We start from the raw sequence: 18,727 nt of genomic DNA, 5'->3' as shown, positions 1-18,727 counted from the left end.
TGGCAAAAAGCCAAAGACGAAGCCCTTCAATCCCGCTATACTTTACGATCGGTATACCGGGCACATCCCATGAGCGGCGGCCCTTGCAAGGAGGTGGAAGACATGCAGAAATCGGTGGTTGGCTCGCAGGACCTTCAGGAACGTCTCACCCAGGAGCTGATTTCGCTCATCGCGGAAACCAACGGTTTGCCCCTTATGCCCACTCTGGAGATCTTTCAGAACTCCAGAAGGCTCAAGGGTCACACGGATCTGCAGCAGATGATTGCGGCCTTTCGGCAAAAATTGATCCTTTGCCAAAGAGGAGTGGGTGATATCCAGAGCCTCGCGGATCATCCGGTCGGTCAGTCTCTTTACCGATTCTTTAAAGCCTTCCCCTTGCCCTTCCGCGAGGAGCACACGCATCTCACGGGCGCTCTTCAGGCTTCGTTTCTTTATCCGCTTTTGAAGAAGCGCCTGGACGGTCCCGAGGGACCACTCTGCCTGGACAAGCTGCGGGCGGTTTATGGGGACGAGGCCGATCAGCTGAAGACCGTGGATGATGTGGAGCGCATGCTCACCCTGCGCGACAGCGAACGCTTCGAACGCTATCTGCAGGTGCTTTATCTGCCGAAGCTGGTGCTCATCGATCGCGAGGCGCACCGGGCCGCCGCTTATCACATGGCGCGCACGATGATGGAGCAGCATAACGTCGGCTTCATCCGCATCAAGTTCACCTATTCCCGATTGACGACAGATCCCAAGGAGCAGATCCCGGGTGCCGAGAACCTGACCAACGAGGAAGGCCTGCTCGGGCTTTACGAAGGATTCCGCGCCTTTCAGAAGGAAGTGCCGCAGTTTCAATTCGCGCTTTCGCCCTGCTTCCGTAAGGAACCGGGTTTCTATGATCAGCGTTTTGCGACGAAAAAGCTTCATTTCCAGGCCCAGGTGGATGAGATCATCGACATCCTGGATCGCTATCCTGAGCTGGTGCCGTATCTGCAGGAAGTCGATACCGTGGGTGATGAGCGCAGCCTTTATCGCAAGGAACACTTCGCCGAGATGCAGCAGGGCCTGCGAAAACTGGCGTCACGCGGCTTTTCGATCCGCAGTCATCACGGTGAAACGTTCCATACATTAAAACGCGGCATCCAGGCCGTGGATAACGCCATGAATATCTGGCGAATTGATACCCTGGAGCACGGTCTGGCGCTGGGCATCAACCCGAACTCCTACTATCACATCATGCTGGAGCAGGCCCTGGATCTGAATGATCAGAAGCTGAGCGTCCATCCCCAGTCCACCCTGGGACGGGAGCTGGACGAAATGCAGTGGACCGAGCATCGCGGAGTTTTGGATAAGCTTTATCAGGGTGTTCCGCTGTCACCCCAGGAGATCAATCGCTTTGTGAAGGTGAAGTTCCATCATGCGCGCGAGGTGGAGCATTATCAGCATGATGTCCTGAACCGGGTCCTGGATAAATCCATGACTGTGACAGCCCTGCCGACCAGCAATCAGAAGCTGACGACGGTCGTGCCGGGCTTCAAGGATCACCCCTTTTCCTGGTGGGAAAAGAAGGGCGTGGATCTGGGGGTGGGTACGGATAACTATGTAACCCTTGGCACCAATTATATTCGGGAGCTTGTCCTTCTGGCCCTGGCTGAACCCGAGGATCTTAAGATCACCAAGCTTCTGATGGTGGCGACCGGCGAGAATCGGCGGCCCTATTTAAGCCATTTGCTATGGGAAATGCGGAAAAATCTTGCCGAATGAAATGAAGTGCCTAAGCAAATGATTCCAAAAAGGAATAAAGGACCGGGCAAGGTTTTGGTCCAACCCACCGATAATGTGTTGGGGAGGGACGATCTCATGCAAGCAAGCTTCACCTTACTCTTCATCATGATCCTGGCCGCATCGTGCAAACCGGCAGCCTTCAAAAGCGTTGAAGACGTTGCGGATAGCGAGCCTACCGTCTCGGAGGACGCCACTGGCGAAATCTCGGGTTCACCTGCGCCCGTGATCGATGAACCGATCGAAGCGGTCGAAGTCATCACAGCGGAAACCAAACTCCAGGTGCCGGCTCCCCCTCCCGTCGTGGATGACGTGAAGGTGGCCTGCGCCGACGCCGCGAAAAACGGCACGCTCAAGTCGAAGGCCGTGCCTCTTTTCTTTCCGGCCAAGACGGCAACCTGTGAATTTGAGAAGAACGATAACCTGAGCCGCAAGAACGAAGTGATTCGCGCTCGTCGCGAGGAGACGGTCGAGCTTCCGCTCCAGGGCATGACCCGTCTTTGCAATATGAAATTCGATGCGCCCCAGCAGCCGATGCGTTTTGATGATGAGATCATGATCACGCTGAACAACCTGGTCGTCGCCAGCAGCCAGGACTATTCCACCAAATCGCGTGATAGGAAGAATAATCAGCTGGTTTACCCGAACGGTCTGAGCGTGGATAATGATGGACTCATGTCCTATAAGTGGCTGCCACCCAACGGCATGCAGAATCTGAATTATCTGAACGGGGATTTGAACAAGTACTGCCTGGGCCTTGATCCCAAGCAGGCGGACTTCGCCCAGCTCTGTCAGATTCCCAAGACATCAACCAATGGCACGATGTCCTTGAAGCTGCCGCAGGATGCCTTCCTGAAGCTGGCCGCCAAGGCTGGACTCGTGTTTGATAAGCAGATTCAGGCCGTGCCCAAGGCGACGCTGATGTTCATGACCACAGGTGACAACGATGACAGCGACTGTCAGCATCTGGATTTCCGCATGAACGTGACCATAGATTACATCTGATCAGAATGTGACCGCATAACTGACCCGCAGCAGCTGACGATCAAAGCGCTGCGGGTTTTGTTTGACCTGCTCCTGCGTAATCCCAAGCCCAAAACTTCCCAGGACGCCTGCAGCCGCTGGCCCGACCGCAGTGGTCCAGCGATAATCGAGGTTCGCGAGGTTGGTGATCAAACCGGCCGCGCCTGGGGTGGTTTTATCAATGGACTGACTGCGCTGCAGATCGACCTGCAGGTTCTGTTCAGGATCAATGGCCCAGAGTCCCTGGATATAGAATTGATCAGCCAGGAACTGAGGATCGCCTTTCCGCCTTTGATCGAGGTTCCGATCCCAGCCGGCGCGGAATTGACTTTGCGTCCTGACGTTTTCGATGCGATCGAGGTCGGGGCGCCGGATCATATCCTGGGCGATCGACTGGGCCTTGCCCTTTTGTTCCTCGGGCACGGCGCTGCGCAGAACATAGGAAACGGCCGCGCCCATGATGAAGCTGTTTTTCTTTTCCTTGGCGATATCCTGCTGCAGCGCGCCCAGGGTGGTTTGGACCGACCAGTCGTTGCTCAGGACCCAAAGGTCATCGTTTTTGATTTCCCAGCTGCTGGAGCTGATGCCTTCGCGTACTTTCTGGGTGCCGCGAATCAGACTCAAAGTATTGGTCCAGTTGCGATCCAGAAGGTGGGCCCAGCTGGCCGCGACTTCACGCGATTCCAAATCGGAGTCGCCGTCGAGGTTGCGACTGATGCCGGCGGCGGCCGTGACGCTGTTCATCAAATCAAGCTGATGATCATGGCGGTAGGCGGCGCGGGTCGAAGTAAAGGGCGCGCCGACGTCCAGGATGGTTTGTTCCAAGGGTCTTTGCGTGGCATCGGCTCCATGTGTTCTGAGCCATCCGGCTTCCAAGGTATCTGCGCTGTGCGCGCTTCGCCAGGTCGCAGCGGTTCGCGCCTGCAGTGCGGTGAAGGAGGAATCCCCGGAATTGCCGGCCGAGGCGCCGAGTTCGGCCTGGGCGTTGAGTTTTGATTGATCGTAGAGGAAGAGGCTGCGTCCCCCCAGGATATTCAGATGATCCGGGCGCTTCAACTTGGGATTGCGGCTTTGAAGTTGCTGGTCGCGGTATTCGTACTCAATCGTGTTGAGGTTTCGAACTGGAGCCGCGTGGAGCGGAACCGTGGATAAAAGCAGAGCAGCCGGCAAAAGCCTTGAACCCATGATGACATCCTTGTCGATCGTGATGGGACGAAGAACGGCGAGCCTGGAACCTTGTCCAGGCAGGTGACCGTTCCTCTATGGTATCAGGCTCCGTCCGGCCTTATGAAGATAACTTTGAAAGTTTGCAGGATGATTTTCATATCGACCCAGAAGGAGCGGGTGCGGATGTAGCGAATATCCAGGCGAACCCAGTCTTCAAAGCCAATGGTGTTGCGACCGCTGACCTGCCAGAGACAGGTGAGGCCGGGCTTGACCATCAGTCTTTGCAGCTGCCAGCGCTTGTATTTCTTCACTTCGCGCGGCAGGGGAGGGCGCGGGCCGACGAGGCTCATTTCACCCTTCAAGACGTTCCAGAACTGGGGCATTTCATCAATGCTGAACTTACGAAGGTACTGGCCAACCCAGGTGATCCTTGGATCCCGACGAATCTTGAACACCGGGCCGCTCATTTCATTGCGATGCAGCAGCGCACGTCTTTGTCTTTCCGCGTCCACGACCATGGTCCGGAGCTTATACATACGGAAGAGGCGTCCGCCTTCTCCCACACGGATTTGACAGAAAAAGATGGGACCACGACTGGTCAGCTTGATTAAAGCCATGCTCAACAAAAGGACAGGAGCCGCCAGAATCAGACCGACCAGCGCGCCCACCACATCCAAAGTTCTTGTTAATTTTTCCACATGCGGCTGCCTTCTGACCACAGGAATTCTTCCGGGCGTGAAACGACGAACCGGCTGTTCATCACGTTCGATTCGCGAACCGTGGCGACGCTCGTAGCGGCGCTTCGCAGGACGGGGAGACGCGTACGTTCCTCGAGAAATCTCCTGGTGTTGAACCTGTGCATGCATGGTGCAGACCCTCTTGCGTTCGCCGTCCGGGAAAAAAGGACGACGTGTGTTTGAGAAAAACCCTACGTCAGATTTGCAAGAAGAGAGCCAGTACAAATGGCGTGCCAATCGTATATAAGCTGTGGAAATTGCAGGAGGAAAAGTTCTTACGCGGGCGAATAAACTGCCTGCGGTTCAGACGTTGACTGACATTTTGACGAAATGGAAAATGGAGAGATATCCTGGGCTTACTTGCACAGAATGCGAACTGTTGCGGCTAACGACAGGGCCGCGCTTTTAAGCTTTTCCGCCGGGGCTGCACATGGGGGTCGAGGGGCTTTGCCTGGAATGTCCTGGAGATAGAAAAGGGCCCGTTTTGGTCCATCCGGGAAAAGCTGCATAATTCTTACGGAACATTAGGGCTGAACAGAACTCACACATCCTCATCCGGCAGATCATCCGGATCCAAATGAATCAAAACATCCGCCCGTGGAAAGCGCTGCATGATCCGCGCTTCCACTTCGTCCCCCAAACGATGCGCCTCGGCGAGGGGCATGGCGGCGGGGAGTTTCAGATGAAAGTCGATGAAGAGGTTGGGACCGAGGCGGCGCGTGCGGAGACGATGGATGCCTTCGACAAAGCCGTTGGTGCCCAGGGCGAGGCGCAGAATTTCTTCCTGCACCTCGGGTTCGGCTTCGACATGCATGATGTGCGTGAAGGTGCTGACGAGAAGAGGCCACGCGGTTTTGAAAAGGAAGAGGGAACCGACCAGCCCGAGGATGCTGTCGAGAGTCGTGCTCTTGAACCAATAGACGGAAAGCAGCCCAAGCGCCCCGAGGCCATTCGTGTAGAAATCCGAAAGATAATGCGCGCGGTCCGATGAAACGGTTAACGAGATTTCACCCTGCTCGGCCAGATCCCTTTCAAAACGACCCAGAAACCACTGAATGCCAAATCCGGAGAATGCAGAGACGATCATGATCCCTAAAACATAGGGCATGGCGCCGGTATCAAGATTCGGCTGCGTGCGGTGCATAAGCTGCGCGATGGACTGATAGGCCAGAAGACAGGCGAGAATGGTTATCAATATCCCCTGCACCAGACTGCTGACAACTTCAAATCCACCATGACCGAAAGGATGCTGCGGATCGGCCTTTTCGCGGGCTTTGCGATAGAAGATGAAGTTGAGATAGGACACGAGGCTGTCTGTTAAGGAGTCATAAAAACTCGCCAGAACGATCATGGAGCCGGAGAGATAAAACCCCAGGAGCTTGAACAGCATCAGCCCAAGACTCAATAGAAATGCCTGCTTCAGTGCCATGCAAGAGATCCTCCTCTATCAAACATACCGCAAAAGATGTTTGATCAGTAAGCCTGAAGTCGCGAGAAGAACCACCACACGCACCAGCCCCTGACCGCGGCGCAGAACCAAACCCGCGCCGATGTAATTGCCGCAAAGATAAAAGACGGCCCCTGAAAGCCCGAGCGGCCAAATGACTTTCCCATGCAGACCAAACCAGACGATGGCTCCGGTATTCGATGCGAGGTTGAAAATTTTCGTAATCGCATTGGCGCTGACCGTCTTCAGTCCCAGTCCTTCGAAAAGTGTCAGGAAGAAAGTTCCTGTGCCCGGACCAAAGAGCCCATCATAAAGCGCAATCCCTGCGATGCCCGTCCGTGCGGTCGGTCGCCGCAGAGCGACTTCAATCGGATGCACGGGATCCACATCGGCTGGCCCCAGCGTCGCGACGCGCTTCATCCTGCGTTCATCCCAAAACCAGCGTTTCAGCATGAAACCCATCACGCTGAAAAGAAGGACAGGCACCATGAAATGCAGATTATCGAGGATCAACTTCTGCTGCGAAAGCCAGGCCCCGACTGTTGAACACAGGGCTGCACCTATAAAGAGCCTCACCCAACGCGCGCGCGGCAGGTCGGGCAGAAGTCGCGCGCGACGATAGCGCAGGACCGCCGGCAAGGACCCCAGCGTCGATACGCATTTGTTGCAGCCCAGGAGCAGCGGGGCTGGTACGCCCAGATTCAGAAAGGTCGGAATCGTGATCAGCCCGCCTCCGCCTCCGATGGAATCAACCAGTCCGGCAATGGCTGCCGCAACAAAAAGCGGCCAGGCATAGGTGGCCAGGAAGACGAGACTCTCCGTAAAAGACAGGGATTCGAGCGCAAGCCAATCAGGGGACATCCAAGGGCCTCTTTGCAGATGATGCAGAATCGGTGGCGAGAATAGTGCGAGTTTCTCTGCAAGACCAGCCTTAACTTTTTGATGTAGTCGCTAGTGATGGAGAAAATGTCCGCGAGACAAACAATCTTGTCTTGTTTATGGGCACCCAAATTCGGTATAAGCTGACCCTCGTAAATGAGTGAACCCTGGATTGGATGAGGAGTTGAGCGATGAAAGCTGCCTTATGGACTGCGGTGTTTTTTGTAGTGGCTGGTGCTGAAGTAGGTCGGGCCGACCCCCAGATTCAATCAGCCAATTTCAACTGTGAGTACCGTTCTCAGGAGGGTGGCAGTTGGGAGAAACGGTCTTCCGCCAATCTCTACATGAGCGGCCGGACCCTGGTGGTGGATTTCAATGCCAGCAATGCGATGAACAGCGTGGGCACGACCAATACGGGCAACGAATACCGCGTGGAAGCCCGCTGCCCCGGAACCGTGACGCTGACCGATGGCGGACGCTTTAAAATCAGAGATTTCGCGGTGAATGTGAACAACGCCTACATCGGTTCCGAAAAGGGCACGATCGAACTGAAGGTTCAGGGCCTGACCACGGTCACAGGCACCAATCAGAAGGACGGCTTCGATAAATACTGGAAGCTCGGCAAATCCCGCGTGGACAGCGGCAATTTCTTCGACGCCCAGGTGGAATCCAACACCGTGTGTGGCAATCAGTTGACACTTCGCTTCGAGGATCTGCGTGCGACGGTGTGGAGTGATCCGCAAACGTTCGAGTTCACCGAAGTGAGTTTGAATTCCCTGCTGGTGAATCTGGATCCCTGCTAATCGAGGCGAAACCATGCGAATGCTGCTGCTTCTCCTGACCTTTCCCTTCCTTATGAGCTGCGAGAAGCTGAGCAATCGGCTGAACTCGCGGATTCTGGACTGTGGTGAATCCGCCCGTGACGGCGGGCCTTGGATCAAGGTGCTCGATCCGCAGGGGCAGGAGCTGGCAGCCATGGAGCAGCTCGATGCGCGTGCGCTGGAATTGAATGCAGCCGGCAATCTTCCGCCGGCCTTGCCGGTCAGTGAAAAGCACTGCGTGAACACCCGCGGCACGGGCCGGATCGTGATTCGTTCCCTGGCCCAGGATCGCAGCTGGAGCGCATTGGTTAAAACCCAGGATGATCCTTCCTTGGCCTTCGTGCGTTTGCAGGATAACAGCCAGGCCCGCGTGCGCTTGCGCTGTCCTGATCCCTGGATTCAAAACGGCCGTTTTCAGCTGCCGCTTGAGGTGAACGCTGCGGACGGACTGGAAGCCTGGGCTTTCGCCCCGCGGCTCTTCAATGCTGAGGGGCGTGAGGCGGAGCAGAACTTCTCGCTCGAAAGTGCCGGGAAAACCCTGCTCTGGCCCGAGGCCTGGCCTGATGGTCCGGGTCAGTTATTCTTAAAACAGAAAAATCTTTTGCAGAATCCGCGTTCGGCCCTGGCTGAAGTCGAGGAATCCTGCCCTTTCATTATAGATCGGCAGGCTCCTGCCCTTAGCCTTACGCCTGCTCCGCAGCCTGGGAAGGACCTCGACATGCCGCCGGGGGCGTTGCTGCTTTTGAAAATCGTGGACCCGCATCCGGCGCTACTTCGCTGGTGCCTTCAGCCTATGGATCACACTCAGTGTGAGAATCCGCAAAACTGGCAAACCGTAGCCGGTGAAGTCAGCCTGCCGATGCCGGATCAGGGTCGCTGGGTTTTAAAAGCCGAAGCGAAAGACGCGGCGGGGAATAGCTCCGAAGCTTTGCAGCAGGTGATCGACATCGTACGCCGCGATCTGCTGCAGGGGATTTCAGCGCGCGTGGACCAGGCCCTGGCCGAAAAAAATGAAAAGGGCTGGGAAGCGGGACAAAGTCTTCTGCGCGCGCTCAGCGATTATCAGCGCCTCAGCATCGACAAGGAAAAGAACCAGGTGCGGGCCAAACTCGTCGATGGCATCCTGGGGGCCGCGCCCTATCTTCAGGAATATCAGCGTGCGAATCTTGCCAGTACGGGGAATCAAGCGTGGGCCGTGGACCAGAGCCCTGACAGCCCGTGGCTGGTGCTTTCCGATGCCGATCTTTCGCTTTGGTCCGCGCGGGGTCAGCTGCTGCAAAAAATTCCCGTGCCTTACGCCTGGGCAGCGGACTGGTCGCCTGCCACTAAAAGCCTGGCGCTCGGCACGGCTGAAGATCTTTGGGTCATGCAGTTGGTCGACGCAAAGTTTTCCGAGCCGATGAAACTCCGCTGGATGGATCACAAGGATATCAATTCCGAGCCCGATGCTCTGCAGTGGATCCCCGGGACGAGGCAGATGGTGATCACCTTCCCCAACTCCGAACCGGCAGTCGTGAACGCAGGACCTGAAGGGCTGACGCTCACGCAGAGGCTGACATCCTTTAACAATAGGCAGCTGGCGGTGGCGGCCGATGGATCACGCATTGCGACGGTTGATGGCGATAGCGTGATCAAGCTCTGGAGCACGAGCGGTGAAGCGTGGGTCCAGACCGATAAAAGCGACGAACTTTCCGTTGCAGGACTGTCCTTTGCCGGAGGCGGCGCAACGCAGCGTCTCATCGTTCTTTTGAAAGACGGACGCCTGATTTCGTGGAGTCCCGGCGTGCTTTGGAAGGATATCGACAGCGCGTCGGGAGAGATTCCGACCGAATCAGCGAGCGGCATCAAGCTTCAGTATGTGCAGGCCTGGGGTGATGGCAGCACGGGCCTCATGGAACGCGGCGGCCGTTTCTATGAATGGTCCACGGTCCCCGGGAAGACTTTGCAGCCTCTGAAATTTAGTGGTTTTTCCTGGGAAAACCTGCGGAATTGGAAGGTCGATCCCTGTCAGCGCGGCCTTTGGATGCAGGATGATCGCAGCCTCAGTTACTGGGAATGGCAGGACGCAGCCGAGCCTGGATTTAAAAAGCTCGGGGACTGGCCGCTCGGAACGCAGCGCACATCCTTTGCGGTGCGCTGTGATCAGGACAGGAAGAATTTCGTGACGATGACCGGCTCGCGTCTGCGTTTTTGGTCGCAGCGCACGCCGTTGCCGCAGATTCGCGGTGATCGCAGCCAGGTCGTGGTCAGCCGTTTCGAAGACGGACGTGAGGAGGGCGAAACCCTTTTCACTGCCGGGTTCGATGGCGTGATTCGACTCTGGGATCGAAGCGGTCAGAAGCTTCAGGAATGGATCGGGCACACAGCGCAAATCAATGAGGTCAGGTTTCTTACTGAATGGAATCTTTTCGTATCGAGCGCCGAGGATTTCACGTCGCGACTATGGACGCGGAAGGGCGAGATGGACGCAAACCTCAGCCTTGAAGGTGTGGCGAGCGCCGCGTGGCGTGATGCGGCCCTGGCCTTTGACAACGAGCATATGCTGACTGCAGGAAAAGGCGTTTTGGCTTTTTGGTTTCAAAATTCCAATAGGAAAGAACTTACCATAACCATCCCGTTTGAATCGGGCGAACGTCCGGGCTTCGATGCGCTCGTGCGCCTGCCCGGATCTCCGCGGATTCTGGTGCGGCTTATGAAAGGTCATGTCGGTCGGGCGTTGGTCGTAACGCCGGATGGCAGCCTCGTTACGGAAGCAGGGCTGCCGCCCCTGCAAAAACTGAGATGGATCGAGTGGACGCGCGATGGCGCACGACTCGCCATCGGTGACGCCCAGCAGAAGGCGCGCATTTTTAGAAACCAAAGCGGCCAGTGGGTGGAAGAAGCCCTGGCCGCACCGGCAAACCTATCCCGCTTCAGCTTTGCACCCGACGGAACACGCTTTGCCGCCCTGCGCGGCGGCAGCCTGGTCATTGGTCAAAGAGATTCAGACCAGTGGTCCATACTCCAGGACATCCCTCTCACCTCGACGAATCTTGATAAAGGACTGCAGTGGACTTCGGATTCCTCACGCCTCATCTATGCCCAGGCTGGACTTGTCAGTGTTCGTAGTCGGGAAGGAAGCATGGAACATCAGTTTCAGGCCTTTCCAGGCACGGATTCGTTGAATTCCATGGGGCTCAGCCATGATCCCGACATTTTAGCCGTCGGTTCCGGCCCGTGGGTCCGCATCGTGGACCTGAACCTTGATCGACTGCAGTCGCAGCTCTGCAGCTGGCTCGAAGCCTGGATCCAAAGCCCGGACGCTCCGCCTGAGTTCTCTGTGCTCTGTACAAAGTAAGGGAGAAGAAAAGAAACGCGCTCGATTACGGAGCGCATTCCCTGGAGGTAGTTCAATGAAGACAGTGATCTTCATCTGATGGAGAAGTCGAGAGAGCCATCATCTTCGCGACTCTTGGCTGCCGAGAAGAACTATTACTTTTATATCAAAATAAAACTGTCGCCGTAAAGAAAATCCTCATTCTGCGGTAGTCCGCATTACAGAACCTCGCTCCAGTTCGGGCTTAGGGCGAAGGCCGCGTTGATGAGTCCCACGTGACTATAGGTCTGCGGGAAGTTGCCTGAATGATGGGTCGGGTGTCCCAGCGTAACGTGCTCGGGATAAAGGCCCTGAGCCGTCGCATAGTGAAGCAGCTTCTGCAGAAGGTCGCGGCCCTCTTTTTTCCTGCCGACCGCAGCATAGGCATGCGCCAGCCAGAAGGAACAGACGAGGAACGCGTCCTGCGGCTGACCAAAGTCATCCTCGCGCAGATAACGGTAGAGCAACAGGCCGGCATCCTCGCGGAGACCCTTCGCCCCTAATTTCGACGCTATGGCCTGCACAGTGGCCTGGTTGATCTCCGCATCAGGGAAGCGCAGAATCGGCATCATGAGCATGGACGCATCCAGTGTATTGTCCACAGGACTATTATAAACCACCAGGTCCTGTGTCGCGGCCCTAATATGGTCCATGGCCTTCTGCCGAGCCTCGGCAATACGGTCGATCGTAAGTTGGGCCGCAGGACCCAGCTGTCCCGCCTGCCGGATCGTTAAACTACGATCCAGACCTGCCCAACACATCAGGTTGGTAAAGGTGTGCTCAATTTTAGTGCCGCGAAGTTCCCAGAGTCCTGCATCCGGCTGGCCTATGGATTGCATGCAGCGTTCGGTGAGCCAGTCCATCAGCACGTTCAGATGGGGTGAGCGAAGCGACACAAAGCGTTCATCAAAATAGATGGGCGCCAGAGTCAGTATCATCTCCCCATACGCATCGTGCTGCTGCTGCAGGGCCGCCGCATTGCCTGTGCGAACAGGTCGTGAGTCCATATAACCAGCCCACTCCTGATGCCAGCGTTCGGGCAGAGGCAGACTCTGATCAAGCGCGTAAACCGGAGCGAGATCGTGATCGAAACGCACGATGTTGATCAAAAATTTGAAGAATCCTTCCATCTCTTCAAAGTGCCCGAGGTTATTGAAGGCGCTCAACGTGAAGAAGGTGTCACGCAGCCAGCAGAAGCGATAGTCCCAGTTGCGTTCCTTGCCAAATGTTTCGGGAAGACTGGTGGTGGTCGCGGCAAGGATCGCGCCCGTGTCTTCATAGCAATGAAGCTTGAGCGTGATCGCCGAGCGTATGACTTCCTTTTGAAAGAGCACGGGTATCGTGCAGTGTTTAACCCAGGTTTGCCAGTAGCGCTCGGTCTTGCTCATGAAGCCCTGGACCACCTGCGTAAGGTCGTCTTCGAGCGGCATATCCCAAAGCAGGGCGAAGTAGGCCGGTTCATCCAGAAAGAAGGATTGGCCGTCCATCAGATAGGTCAGAGGAATATTGGTGACCAGTCGCAGACTGCCCATCGGATGTTCATAACGCACATGGCTGTTGAAGCGCTGGGCGCGCAAAGGCTCCTTGCTCCAACCGGCCACGGGCTGGCAGCAGACGCGAATGCGCGGCCGTCCGCCTTCCGGTTTGACGATGCGCATCAGAGCCGCCGGACGATACATGCGCCCGTACTGTTCAAAGCGCGGAGCAAAATCCGTCACGGTAATCTTCTGTCCATCATCCGTGCTGAGTCGCGATTCGAGGATCGCGGTGTTCGGACGATAGGACTGCTCGCTTTGGACGGGACCATCCATGCTAATCGAAAAGAATCCGCCGTCGGGATCCAAAAGCTTGCCGAAGATGGGATCCGAGTCCGGCCTTGGCATGCAGAGCCATACAATACTGGTGTCCTGTTTGATCAGAGCCGAGATTTGACAGTTGCCGATGAGCGAAAAATCATACATAGTGCTACCTCTTTGAAATAGTTTTATATCAAAGTAATTCACGGAGACAAGATGAAACTCACACTCCGCTTTTTGCTCCCGGTCCTGGCTGCGTTGGCTCTTCTGGCTTACGCGCTGGTGCCGTTTGTCGAAAACCTCATGGAGGTCTGGTCCGTTCGGGATCTTAACATACGAAGCATACTCATTGGGAAAACTGTTGGGCCCGATTTGCAAAGGCTGCTCATCACCCCCGATGATGTGGCGAAAAATCGTAAGAAGCTGCAGGCGACTTTGGAAAAGGCGACGGAAGACGAGCGACTTTTGGCTTTGCAGGTCTGCGATTCCAAAGACAGGGTCCTCGTAAAAACCGATAATTTCCCCGCAGGATTCAACTGCGCGACCATGGAGAAGGAACCTGCGTATCATGGGAAACTCTTCAAGCTGCCGGGCGGCTCGATTCATTTTTCCTATGCTCTGATCGAATGGCCGGAACCGGAAGCGACCGAACAAGGCGAGCAGGCTCCTTCATCGGGGCTTCAGGACGAGGTCGAACCTTTACCCACTCCATCCCCCAGGCCCATGCCGCCCGAGATTCTGGCGCAAACGGTGGGCTTTTATCCGCTGAAGCTGATGATCGTTCAGGATATGAGCTATGTCGATCGCCGAAGTCGCGAGACGACCCTTTACATGGCGGCCGTATTTCTGTCGATCGGTATCCTGGTAGCGATTTTAGTCCTGGCTATCGTGCGCTGGAGTCTTTCGAATTGGATACAAAGCGTGCGGAATCTTGTCACCGGGATCCGCAATCCGCAGAAAGCTAAACTTGCCGTGCAGAATAATCAGGAGTTTCTGCCTATTCTGAAGGATGTGCAGGCTCTGGTGAAGGAGATGGAAGTTTCGCGCCAGCAGCAGGATGAAACGCGCATGACCTGGAACGCGACGACCCTGCGCGAGATCCTGAAAAAGCATCTGTCCGGGGAACGGGTGATCGTGGTGTCGAACCGTGAACCCTATATCCATAATCGCAAGGGTGATGTGATCAAGGTGCAAAAACCCGCCAGCGGCCTTGTCACCGCGCTGGAGCCGATTCTGCGCGCATGTTCCGGGACCTGGGTCGCACACGGCAGCGGCAATGCCGACCGTGAAGTTGTGGATGGACATGATCGCGTGCGCGTGCCCCCGGAAAAACCGAGCTATTCGATTCGCCGGATTTGGCTGACGCAGGAAGAGGAGCAGGGCTATTACTTCGGCTTTGCCAACGAAGGACTCTGGCCGCTTTGTCACATCGCGCATACGCGCCCGCTATTTCGGAGCGAGGACTGGCACTGCTATATGCGGGCCAATCAGAAATTCGCGCAGGCCGTCTGCGAGGAAGCCACCGATCTTTCACCCGTGATCCTGGTGCAGGATTATCACCTGGCCCTGGCGCCGCTTTTGATTCGTTCGCAGCTGCCGCAGGCCACGATCCTGAGTTTTTGGCACATTCCATGGCCCAACGCGGAGTCCTTTGGGATCTGTCCTTGGAAGAACGAGATCCTGAGCGGGCTCCTCGGCAGTTCGATCCTGGGATTCCATACCCAGTTCCACTGCAATAACTTTATGGAATGCGTGGATCGTTATCTGGAAGCCCGAATCGATCGGGAGACCAATACTATCATTTATAAAGGCAAGGCGACCCAGATCCGGGCCTATCCCATCTCGATCGAATGGCCGCCCAAGGCTCTCGAAACCACGCCTACGCGCGAGGAATGCCGTTTGCATCTGCAGCAGAAACATGGCATTCATCCGAAATCCAAGATCGGGGTGGGCATCGATCGCCTGGATTACACCAAGGGTATCGTCGAACGCCTGCGCTCGGTGGAAAAACTCCTGCAGAAAGATCCGGCCGCGATCGGCAACTTTGTCTTTGTGCAGATCAGTGCGCCCAGCCGGTCCTCAATTCCCAGTTACCGTGAGTTTGCCGCTGAAGTGGATAAGGTGGTGGCTCAGATCAACGCGGATTACAGTCAGGATGATTGGCAGCCTATCGTGTATCTGCCGGTGCATCATGAGGCTGAAGAGGTTTACCAGTATCTGCGGGCGGCGGACATCTGCCTTGTGACCTCGCTCCATGACGGTATGAACCTGGTCGCGAAGGAATTCGTGGCTTCGCGCGACGATGAGCAGGGGGTCCTGATTTTGAGTACCTTTGCAGGTGCCTCGCGCGAACTGACCGGCGCTTTGATCGTCAACCCCTATGATATCGATCAGACGGCCCAGGCTCTGTCGTTCGGTATGAGGATGAGCCCCGAAGAGCAGAGGGAGCGCATGCAACTGATGCGGGCCTTCATTCGGGAGTTTAACGTCTATCGCTGGGCGGGTCGGATGCTGATGGATGCGAGCCGCATTCGCCTGCTTGAGAAGCTGCAGCATGTACGCCTCGGTTCCCATAATGGGGACAATGACGATGATTCCTATAACTTTGGCATTCTGCCTTCCGGAGGTCCGATACGACTATGAAATATCTATTTGACGAGGAAGGCCTCCGGATGCTCGAAGCCTTCTGTTATGCTGATGCGTTGTTTTCCTTCGACTTCGACGGAACCCTGGCTCCGATCGTGCCGAATCCTGATGATGCCAAGGTTTCCCAGAAGACGGATGATTACCTGCGCAGTCTGCACGAGAATACGAGCATCGTCGTCATCTCGGGGCGCAGCCGTCCTGACCTTTTGAAGCGTCTGCCGTTCAAGGTGGACTTTGCGATCGGGAATCATGGACTGGAAGGACTGCCAAGTTCCACTGGCAGCCTCGATATCGCGGCCGACATGACCCGTCAATGGCATGAGAAGCTGAAGCCCGCCCTGGTGAAAACCGCGGGTGTGGTGATTGAAGACAAGAGCTTCAGCCTTGCCATTCATTATCGGCAGGCGAGCGACAAGCGGAAGGTCAAGCTGAAACTTTTGGAACTGGCCAGCAGCCTGGTGCCGGCGCCGCGTATCCTGCTCGGCAAGTACGTGGTCAATCTGGTGGCTTCGGGCGCGCCGCACAAAGGCGTGGCGCTTTTGGAGCTGATGCTCCGCACGGGCAAGCGCGCCGCCGTCTATGTGGGTGATGACGAGAACGATGAAGACGTGTTCCGCTTGGGAGAAGAAAGCCTTCTGACCATACGCGTCGGGGAGGACGAGAATTCGGCGGCCCTCTTCTATTTGAAAAACCAAGGGGAAATTGATAGGATGCTGCGGCATTGTTTGGATACGTACAAAAAGATAGGGCGCAAACGCTCTCTTTAACGCAGGAAATCTTCTATCGAATCCTTGCATCATATTGAAGTCCTGGTCCGCCTGAGTGTTGAGCTGCATAACCTGAACGCTCAGGCGCAGAGACATCATGAACTCTCTTTGGTGCAATGGCTGGTCCTGCGGAAGATCCTGGCCTCGCCAGCGATCTCGGCGTCCTCGCTGGCCCAGCTCTCGGGTATTCACCCCAGTACCCTGACGCCCACCCTGCAAAGGCTGGAAAATTCCGAGTGGATTCACATGCTCGAACGGCCCTCTGACCTGCGGCAGAAGATGCTGATTGTCAGTCATAAAGGGTATAAAGTCTGTATGCACTTCGAGAAAACCTTACGCTCTGTTCTGAAGAATCTGGAGGTCAAGGATCGCGACGACCCCATCGATGCCACGCGTTTTCTGACCGTGACCCTGGCCCAAAGGCTACAGGAAACAAAGAGTTAGGATGAGACTTTCTTACTTTTTAGGCAGATTGCGGCTTTCCCATTAATTCCAAAAAGTCAGGCCCGATAGTTGGACGAGAATTATGTGACCTGTCCACTTTGGAGTTCTGGCATGAAACACACAGTTAAAAAATCGTCTCTCGTTTTGCCTTTGGTGCTGGTCGCGTCGGCCTGTGGAAAGAGCAAAAGCAGCGATACAGCCGCCACCACCGATGGTCCGGGCGTGACAGCCTCGGATGAAGCCACTGTATCCCTGACCGGCCAGCTGGCGTTGAATATGGGTTTGACCGCCAATGAAACTGGCGTTCTTCAGTTCAAATTGTCCGGCGGCAAGGCCTCGGGGTCTCCCGTGGAACTGGAAGTGGATGCCGACGGCAAATTCACAGCCAGCGTTGGAAAGAGCATCGAAGCGAAAGAAGTCTTCACCGAAGAATTGGCCAAAGATCCGGCCGCTCGTGACAAGGCTCGTCTGGCCAAGGCCTTGGCGGACTACTTCGGCGTCTCGTTGAGCGAGGCCGAAAACTTTCTGAACACCACGCCAGAAGCTGAAATCCAATCGGAAGTCAAAGGTTATGCGGAAGAGTTGGAGCGCGCAGGTACGATGACTGTGTTGGTGGCGTACACCAAGACCGGCAACAAGGAAACCGAGGCGGATAGCTTCCGTTTCATCGGTATGCCCACGGCGTCCGGTAAAAACCTTTTTGGTATCGTTGATCAGGCTCTGATCGGCAACACCAACCTCGGGTCGATCACGGATGCGGATGGCGATGAGGCGAAGTCGGAACTGTCATCGGCTGATGCGCTTGATCTGCCTGCGGAAGCCCAGGATGCGTTGGCCGATGCCGGCAAAGCTTTGAAGTCCCTGAAGAACGCTTATATGAATACCGCCTGGGAAGCTTCTCCCTTCTATCTTTGGAGCTACAGCGGCAGCTCCACTTCCATGCTGAACGCCTTCACGGACGTCAGCAAGCTTCAGTATCGGGGAACAGGTTTTTACATCGGCAGCCGGACGGATACGCCCTTCGTTTTCGAAGACATCTGCGCCGCCTCGCCCAAAGCAGTTGAATTCACACCACCCAGCGCTGTGAATGTTCGCCAGTTCGATAACACCACGGCGTCGGTCACCAAATTCGCCAACGTGAACGTGAGCACCACCAGTCAGGGCGACAAACGTGTTTGCCAGGGTGGTGGAATCGGTGGATTTTATGCCCGTGAAGACGACACGCGTGATTTCATGCTGAACTTTGCAACTGGCGGCGGGATAGACGGTGCGATCCCAGCCGGCCTGTGGCGCCTCAGCTATGATGGTACGGAAGTGGGCCGCTTTGATTTGGCCGCGTCCACTCCACTGGATGCCAACGGCAAGCCTACGGTCTTCATTCCTTCGACCAAATTCATCGTCTCGGATGCGGGCAAGTTTACCGGCGCCGTCACGGAATTTTATCGCTGGAATGGCACCGATTTGGTGAAGCTCACCGACCTGACCCCGCTGAAGAAACTTCTGACCGAAGTGACAGCTGGGGTTGAAATCACGGCTGGCAATGAAGAAAAGCGTGCTCAGGCCAACTTCAGCACCACAGGTGCAACGATGGAAGCCACCTTTGACAGCGAGTATGCGACGACAGATGTCAGCCACACGCACTTCTCGTACAAGATCGGTGACGCGACCTATCGTTTTGAATACCGTACGTTCAACTGAATTTCGCGCATTGCATGATGAGCAGGGCCTCCTCAGAGAGGCCCTGTCTATTTTCGGGCCATCCGCGCCGCTATAACCTTGTATGCTAACCATTTGACGTGGTCACGAAACATTCGCTTTCCGCGGCTGACCCGGCTCCATCCTTTCATTTTATGTTCCGGAAAAATGTGTAGAGCCGTG

13 protein-coding genes are annotated in these 18,727 nt (G+C 55.8%); 8 read left to right on the top strand and 5 right to left on the bottom strand.

Features of this window, described 5'->3' with window-relative positions; genetic code table 11:
- Nucleotides 1-102: 102 nt before the first annotated feature.
- Entirely contained in the window at nt 103-1,749 is a 1,647-nt protein-coding gene (locus VFO10_RS13740; RefSeq protein WP_325141052.1) for a hypothetical protein, read from the top strand.
- A 96-nt stretch (nt 1,750-1,845) separates the two neighbouring features.
- The gene (locus tag VFO10_RS13735) at nt 1,846-2,772 is read left to right on the top strand and encodes a hypothetical protein (protein WP_325141050.1); all 927 of its coding nucleotides are present in this window, start codon (nt 1,846-1,848) and stop codon (nt 2,770-2,772) included.
- Here the strand turns inward: VFO10_RS13735 and VFO10_RS13730 are convergent, their stop codons facing one another.
- The 4 genes from VFO10_RS13730 to VFO10_RS13715 all read right to left on the bottom strand — a co-directional run bounded on the left by VFO10_RS13730 (nt 2,773) and on the right by VFO10_RS13715 (nt 7,002).
- A complete protein-coding gene (locus VFO10_RS13730) occupies nt 2,773-3,975 on the bottom strand; it encodes a hypothetical protein (protein WP_325141049.1) in 1,203 nt (400 codons plus the stop codon).
- Between the two features lie 83 nt (nt 3,976-4,058).
- Nucleotides 4,059-4,823 carry a sugar transferase gene (locus VFO10_RS13725; RefSeq protein WP_325141047.1) on the bottom strand — a complete coding sequence of 255 codons (765 nt, stop codon included), beginning with the start codon at nt 4,821-4,823 and terminating at the stop codon, nt 4,059-4,061.
- A 412-nt stretch (nt 4,824-5,235) separates the two neighbouring features.
- On the bottom strand, nt 5,236-6,123 hold the full coding sequence (locus VFO10_RS13720) for a cation diffusion facilitator family transporter (protein ID WP_325141045.1): 888 nt from the start codon (nt 6,121-6,123) through the stop codon (nt 5,236-5,238).
- Nucleotides 6,124-6,141: 18 nt separating this feature from the next.
- On the bottom strand, nt 6,142-7,002 hold the full coding sequence (locus tag VFO10_RS13715; RefSeq protein WP_325141043.1) for a TSUP family transporter: 861 nt from the start codon (nt 7,000-7,002) through the stop codon (nt 6,142-6,144).
- Between the two features lie 209 nt (nt 7,003-7,211).
- On the opposite strand from VFO10_RS13715, the gene VFO10_RS13710 reads away from it, so the two are divergent.
- Nucleotides 7,212-7,823 (top strand): hypothetical protein, encoded by a 612-nt coding sequence (locus VFO10_RS13710; protein WP_325141041.1) that lies wholly within the window; start codon nt 7,212-7,214, stop codon nt 7,821-7,823.
- Between the two features lie 13 nt (nt 7,824-7,836).
- Nucleotides 7,837-11,178, top strand: coding sequence for a WD40 repeat domain-containing protein (locus tag VFO10_RS13705; protein ID WP_325141039.1), 3,342 nt, complete (start codon nt 7,837-7,839; stop codon nt 11,176-11,178).
- 197 nt (nt 11,179-11,375) lie between these two features.
- Here the strand turns inward: VFO10_RS13705 and VFO10_RS13700 are convergent, their stop codons facing one another.
- Nucleotides 11,376-13,157, bottom strand: a complete 1,782-nt coding sequence (locus tag VFO10_RS13700) for a glycoside hydrolase family 15 protein (protein WP_325141037.1) — start codon at nt 13,155-13,157, stop codon at nt 11,376-11,378.
- A gap of 51 nt (nt 13,158-13,208) precedes the next feature.
- On the opposite strand from VFO10_RS13700, the gene VFO10_RS13695 reads away from it, so the two are divergent.
- The 4 genes from VFO10_RS13695 (at nt 13,209) to VFO10_RS13680 (ending at nt 18,547) form a co-directional block, all read left to right on the top strand.
- On the top strand, nt 13,209-15,635 hold the full coding sequence (locus VFO10_RS13695; RefSeq protein ID WP_325141035.1) for a trehalose-6-phosphate synthase: 2,427 nt from the start codon (nt 13,209-13,211) through the stop codon (nt 15,633-15,635).
- Nucleotides 15,632-16,405 (top strand): trehalose-phosphatase, encoded by a 774-nt coding sequence (otsB, locus tag VFO10_RS13690; RefSeq protein ID WP_325141033.1) that lies wholly within the window; start codon nt 15,632-15,634, stop codon nt 16,403-16,405. The genes VFO10_RS13695 and otsB overlap by 4 nt, the downstream gene beginning before the upstream one ends.
- Nucleotides 16,406-16,429: 24 nt before the next feature.
- Nucleotides 16,430-16,849, top strand: a complete 420-nt coding sequence (locus tag VFO10_RS13685; protein ID WP_325141031.1) for a MarR family winged helix-turn-helix transcriptional regulator — start codon at nt 16,430-16,432, stop codon at nt 16,847-16,849.
- A 111-nt stretch (nt 16,850-16,960) separates the two neighbouring features.
- Nucleotides 16,961-18,547: a hypothetical protein gene (locus tag VFO10_RS13680; protein ID WP_325141029.1), complete on the top strand. Its 1,587-nt coding sequence runs from the start codon at nt 16,961-16,963 to the stop codon at nt 18,545-18,547.
- The last annotated feature ends 180 nt before the right edge of the window (nt 18,548-18,727 follow it).

Origin of the sequence: Oligoflexus sp. (genome assembly GCF_035712445.1) — a bacterium.
Lineage (GTDB): Bacteria > Bdellovibrionota_B > Oligoflexia > Oligoflexales > Oligoflexaceae > Oligoflexus.
Note: the sequence above shows the minus strand (reverse complement) of the source record. Positions and strands in the feature narration are given on the sequence as shown.

Bases quoted from the DNA above. Each gene is read 5' to 3' on its own strand.
- VFO10_RS13700 (WP_325141037.1), bottom strand. From the start codon at position 13,157: ATGTATGATTTTTCGCTCATCGGCAACTGTCAAATCTCGGCTCTGATC.
- VFO10_RS13695 (WP_325141035.1), top strand. From the start codon at position 13,209: ATGAAACTCACACTCCGCTTTTTGCTCCCGGTCCTGGCTGCGTTGGCT.
- otsB (WP_325141033.1), top strand. From the start codon at position 15,632: ATGAAATATCTATTTGACGAGGAAGGCCTCCGGATGCTCGAAGCCTTC.
- VFO10_RS13705 (WP_325141039.1), top strand. From the start codon at position 7,837: ATGCGAATGCTGCTGCTTCTCCTGACCTTTCCCTTCCTTATGAGCTGC.
- VFO10_RS13740 (WP_325141052.1), top strand. From the start codon at position 103: ATGCAGAAATCGGTGGTTGGCTCGCAGGACCTTCAGGAACGTCTCACC.
- VFO10_RS13710 (WP_325141041.1), top strand. From the start codon at position 7,212: ATGAAAGCTGCCTTATGGACTGCGGTGTTTTTTGTAGTGGCTGGTGCT.
- VFO10_RS13715 (WP_325141043.1), bottom strand. From the start codon at position 7,002: ATGTCCCCTGATTGGCTTGCGCTCGAATCCCTGTCTTTTACGGAGAGT.
- VFO10_RS13680 (WP_325141029.1), top strand. From the start codon at position 16,961: ATGAAACACACAGTTAAAAAATCGTCTCTCGTTTTGCCTTTGGTGCTG.
- VFO10_RS13735 (WP_325141050.1), top strand. From the start codon at position 1,846: ATGCAAGCAAGCTTCACCTTACTCTTCATCATGATCCTGGCCGCATCG.
- VFO10_RS13730 (WP_325141049.1), bottom strand. From the start codon at position 3,975: ATGGGTTCAAGGCTTTTGCCGGCTGCTCTGCTTTTATCCACGGTTCCG.
- VFO10_RS13725 (WP_325141047.1), bottom strand. From the start codon at position 4,823: ATGCATGCACAGGTTCAACACCAGGAGATTTCTCGAGGAACGTACGCG.
- VFO10_RS13720 (WP_325141045.1), bottom strand. From the start codon at position 6,123: ATGGCACTGAAGCAGGCATTTCTATTGAGTCTTGGGCTGATGCTGTTC.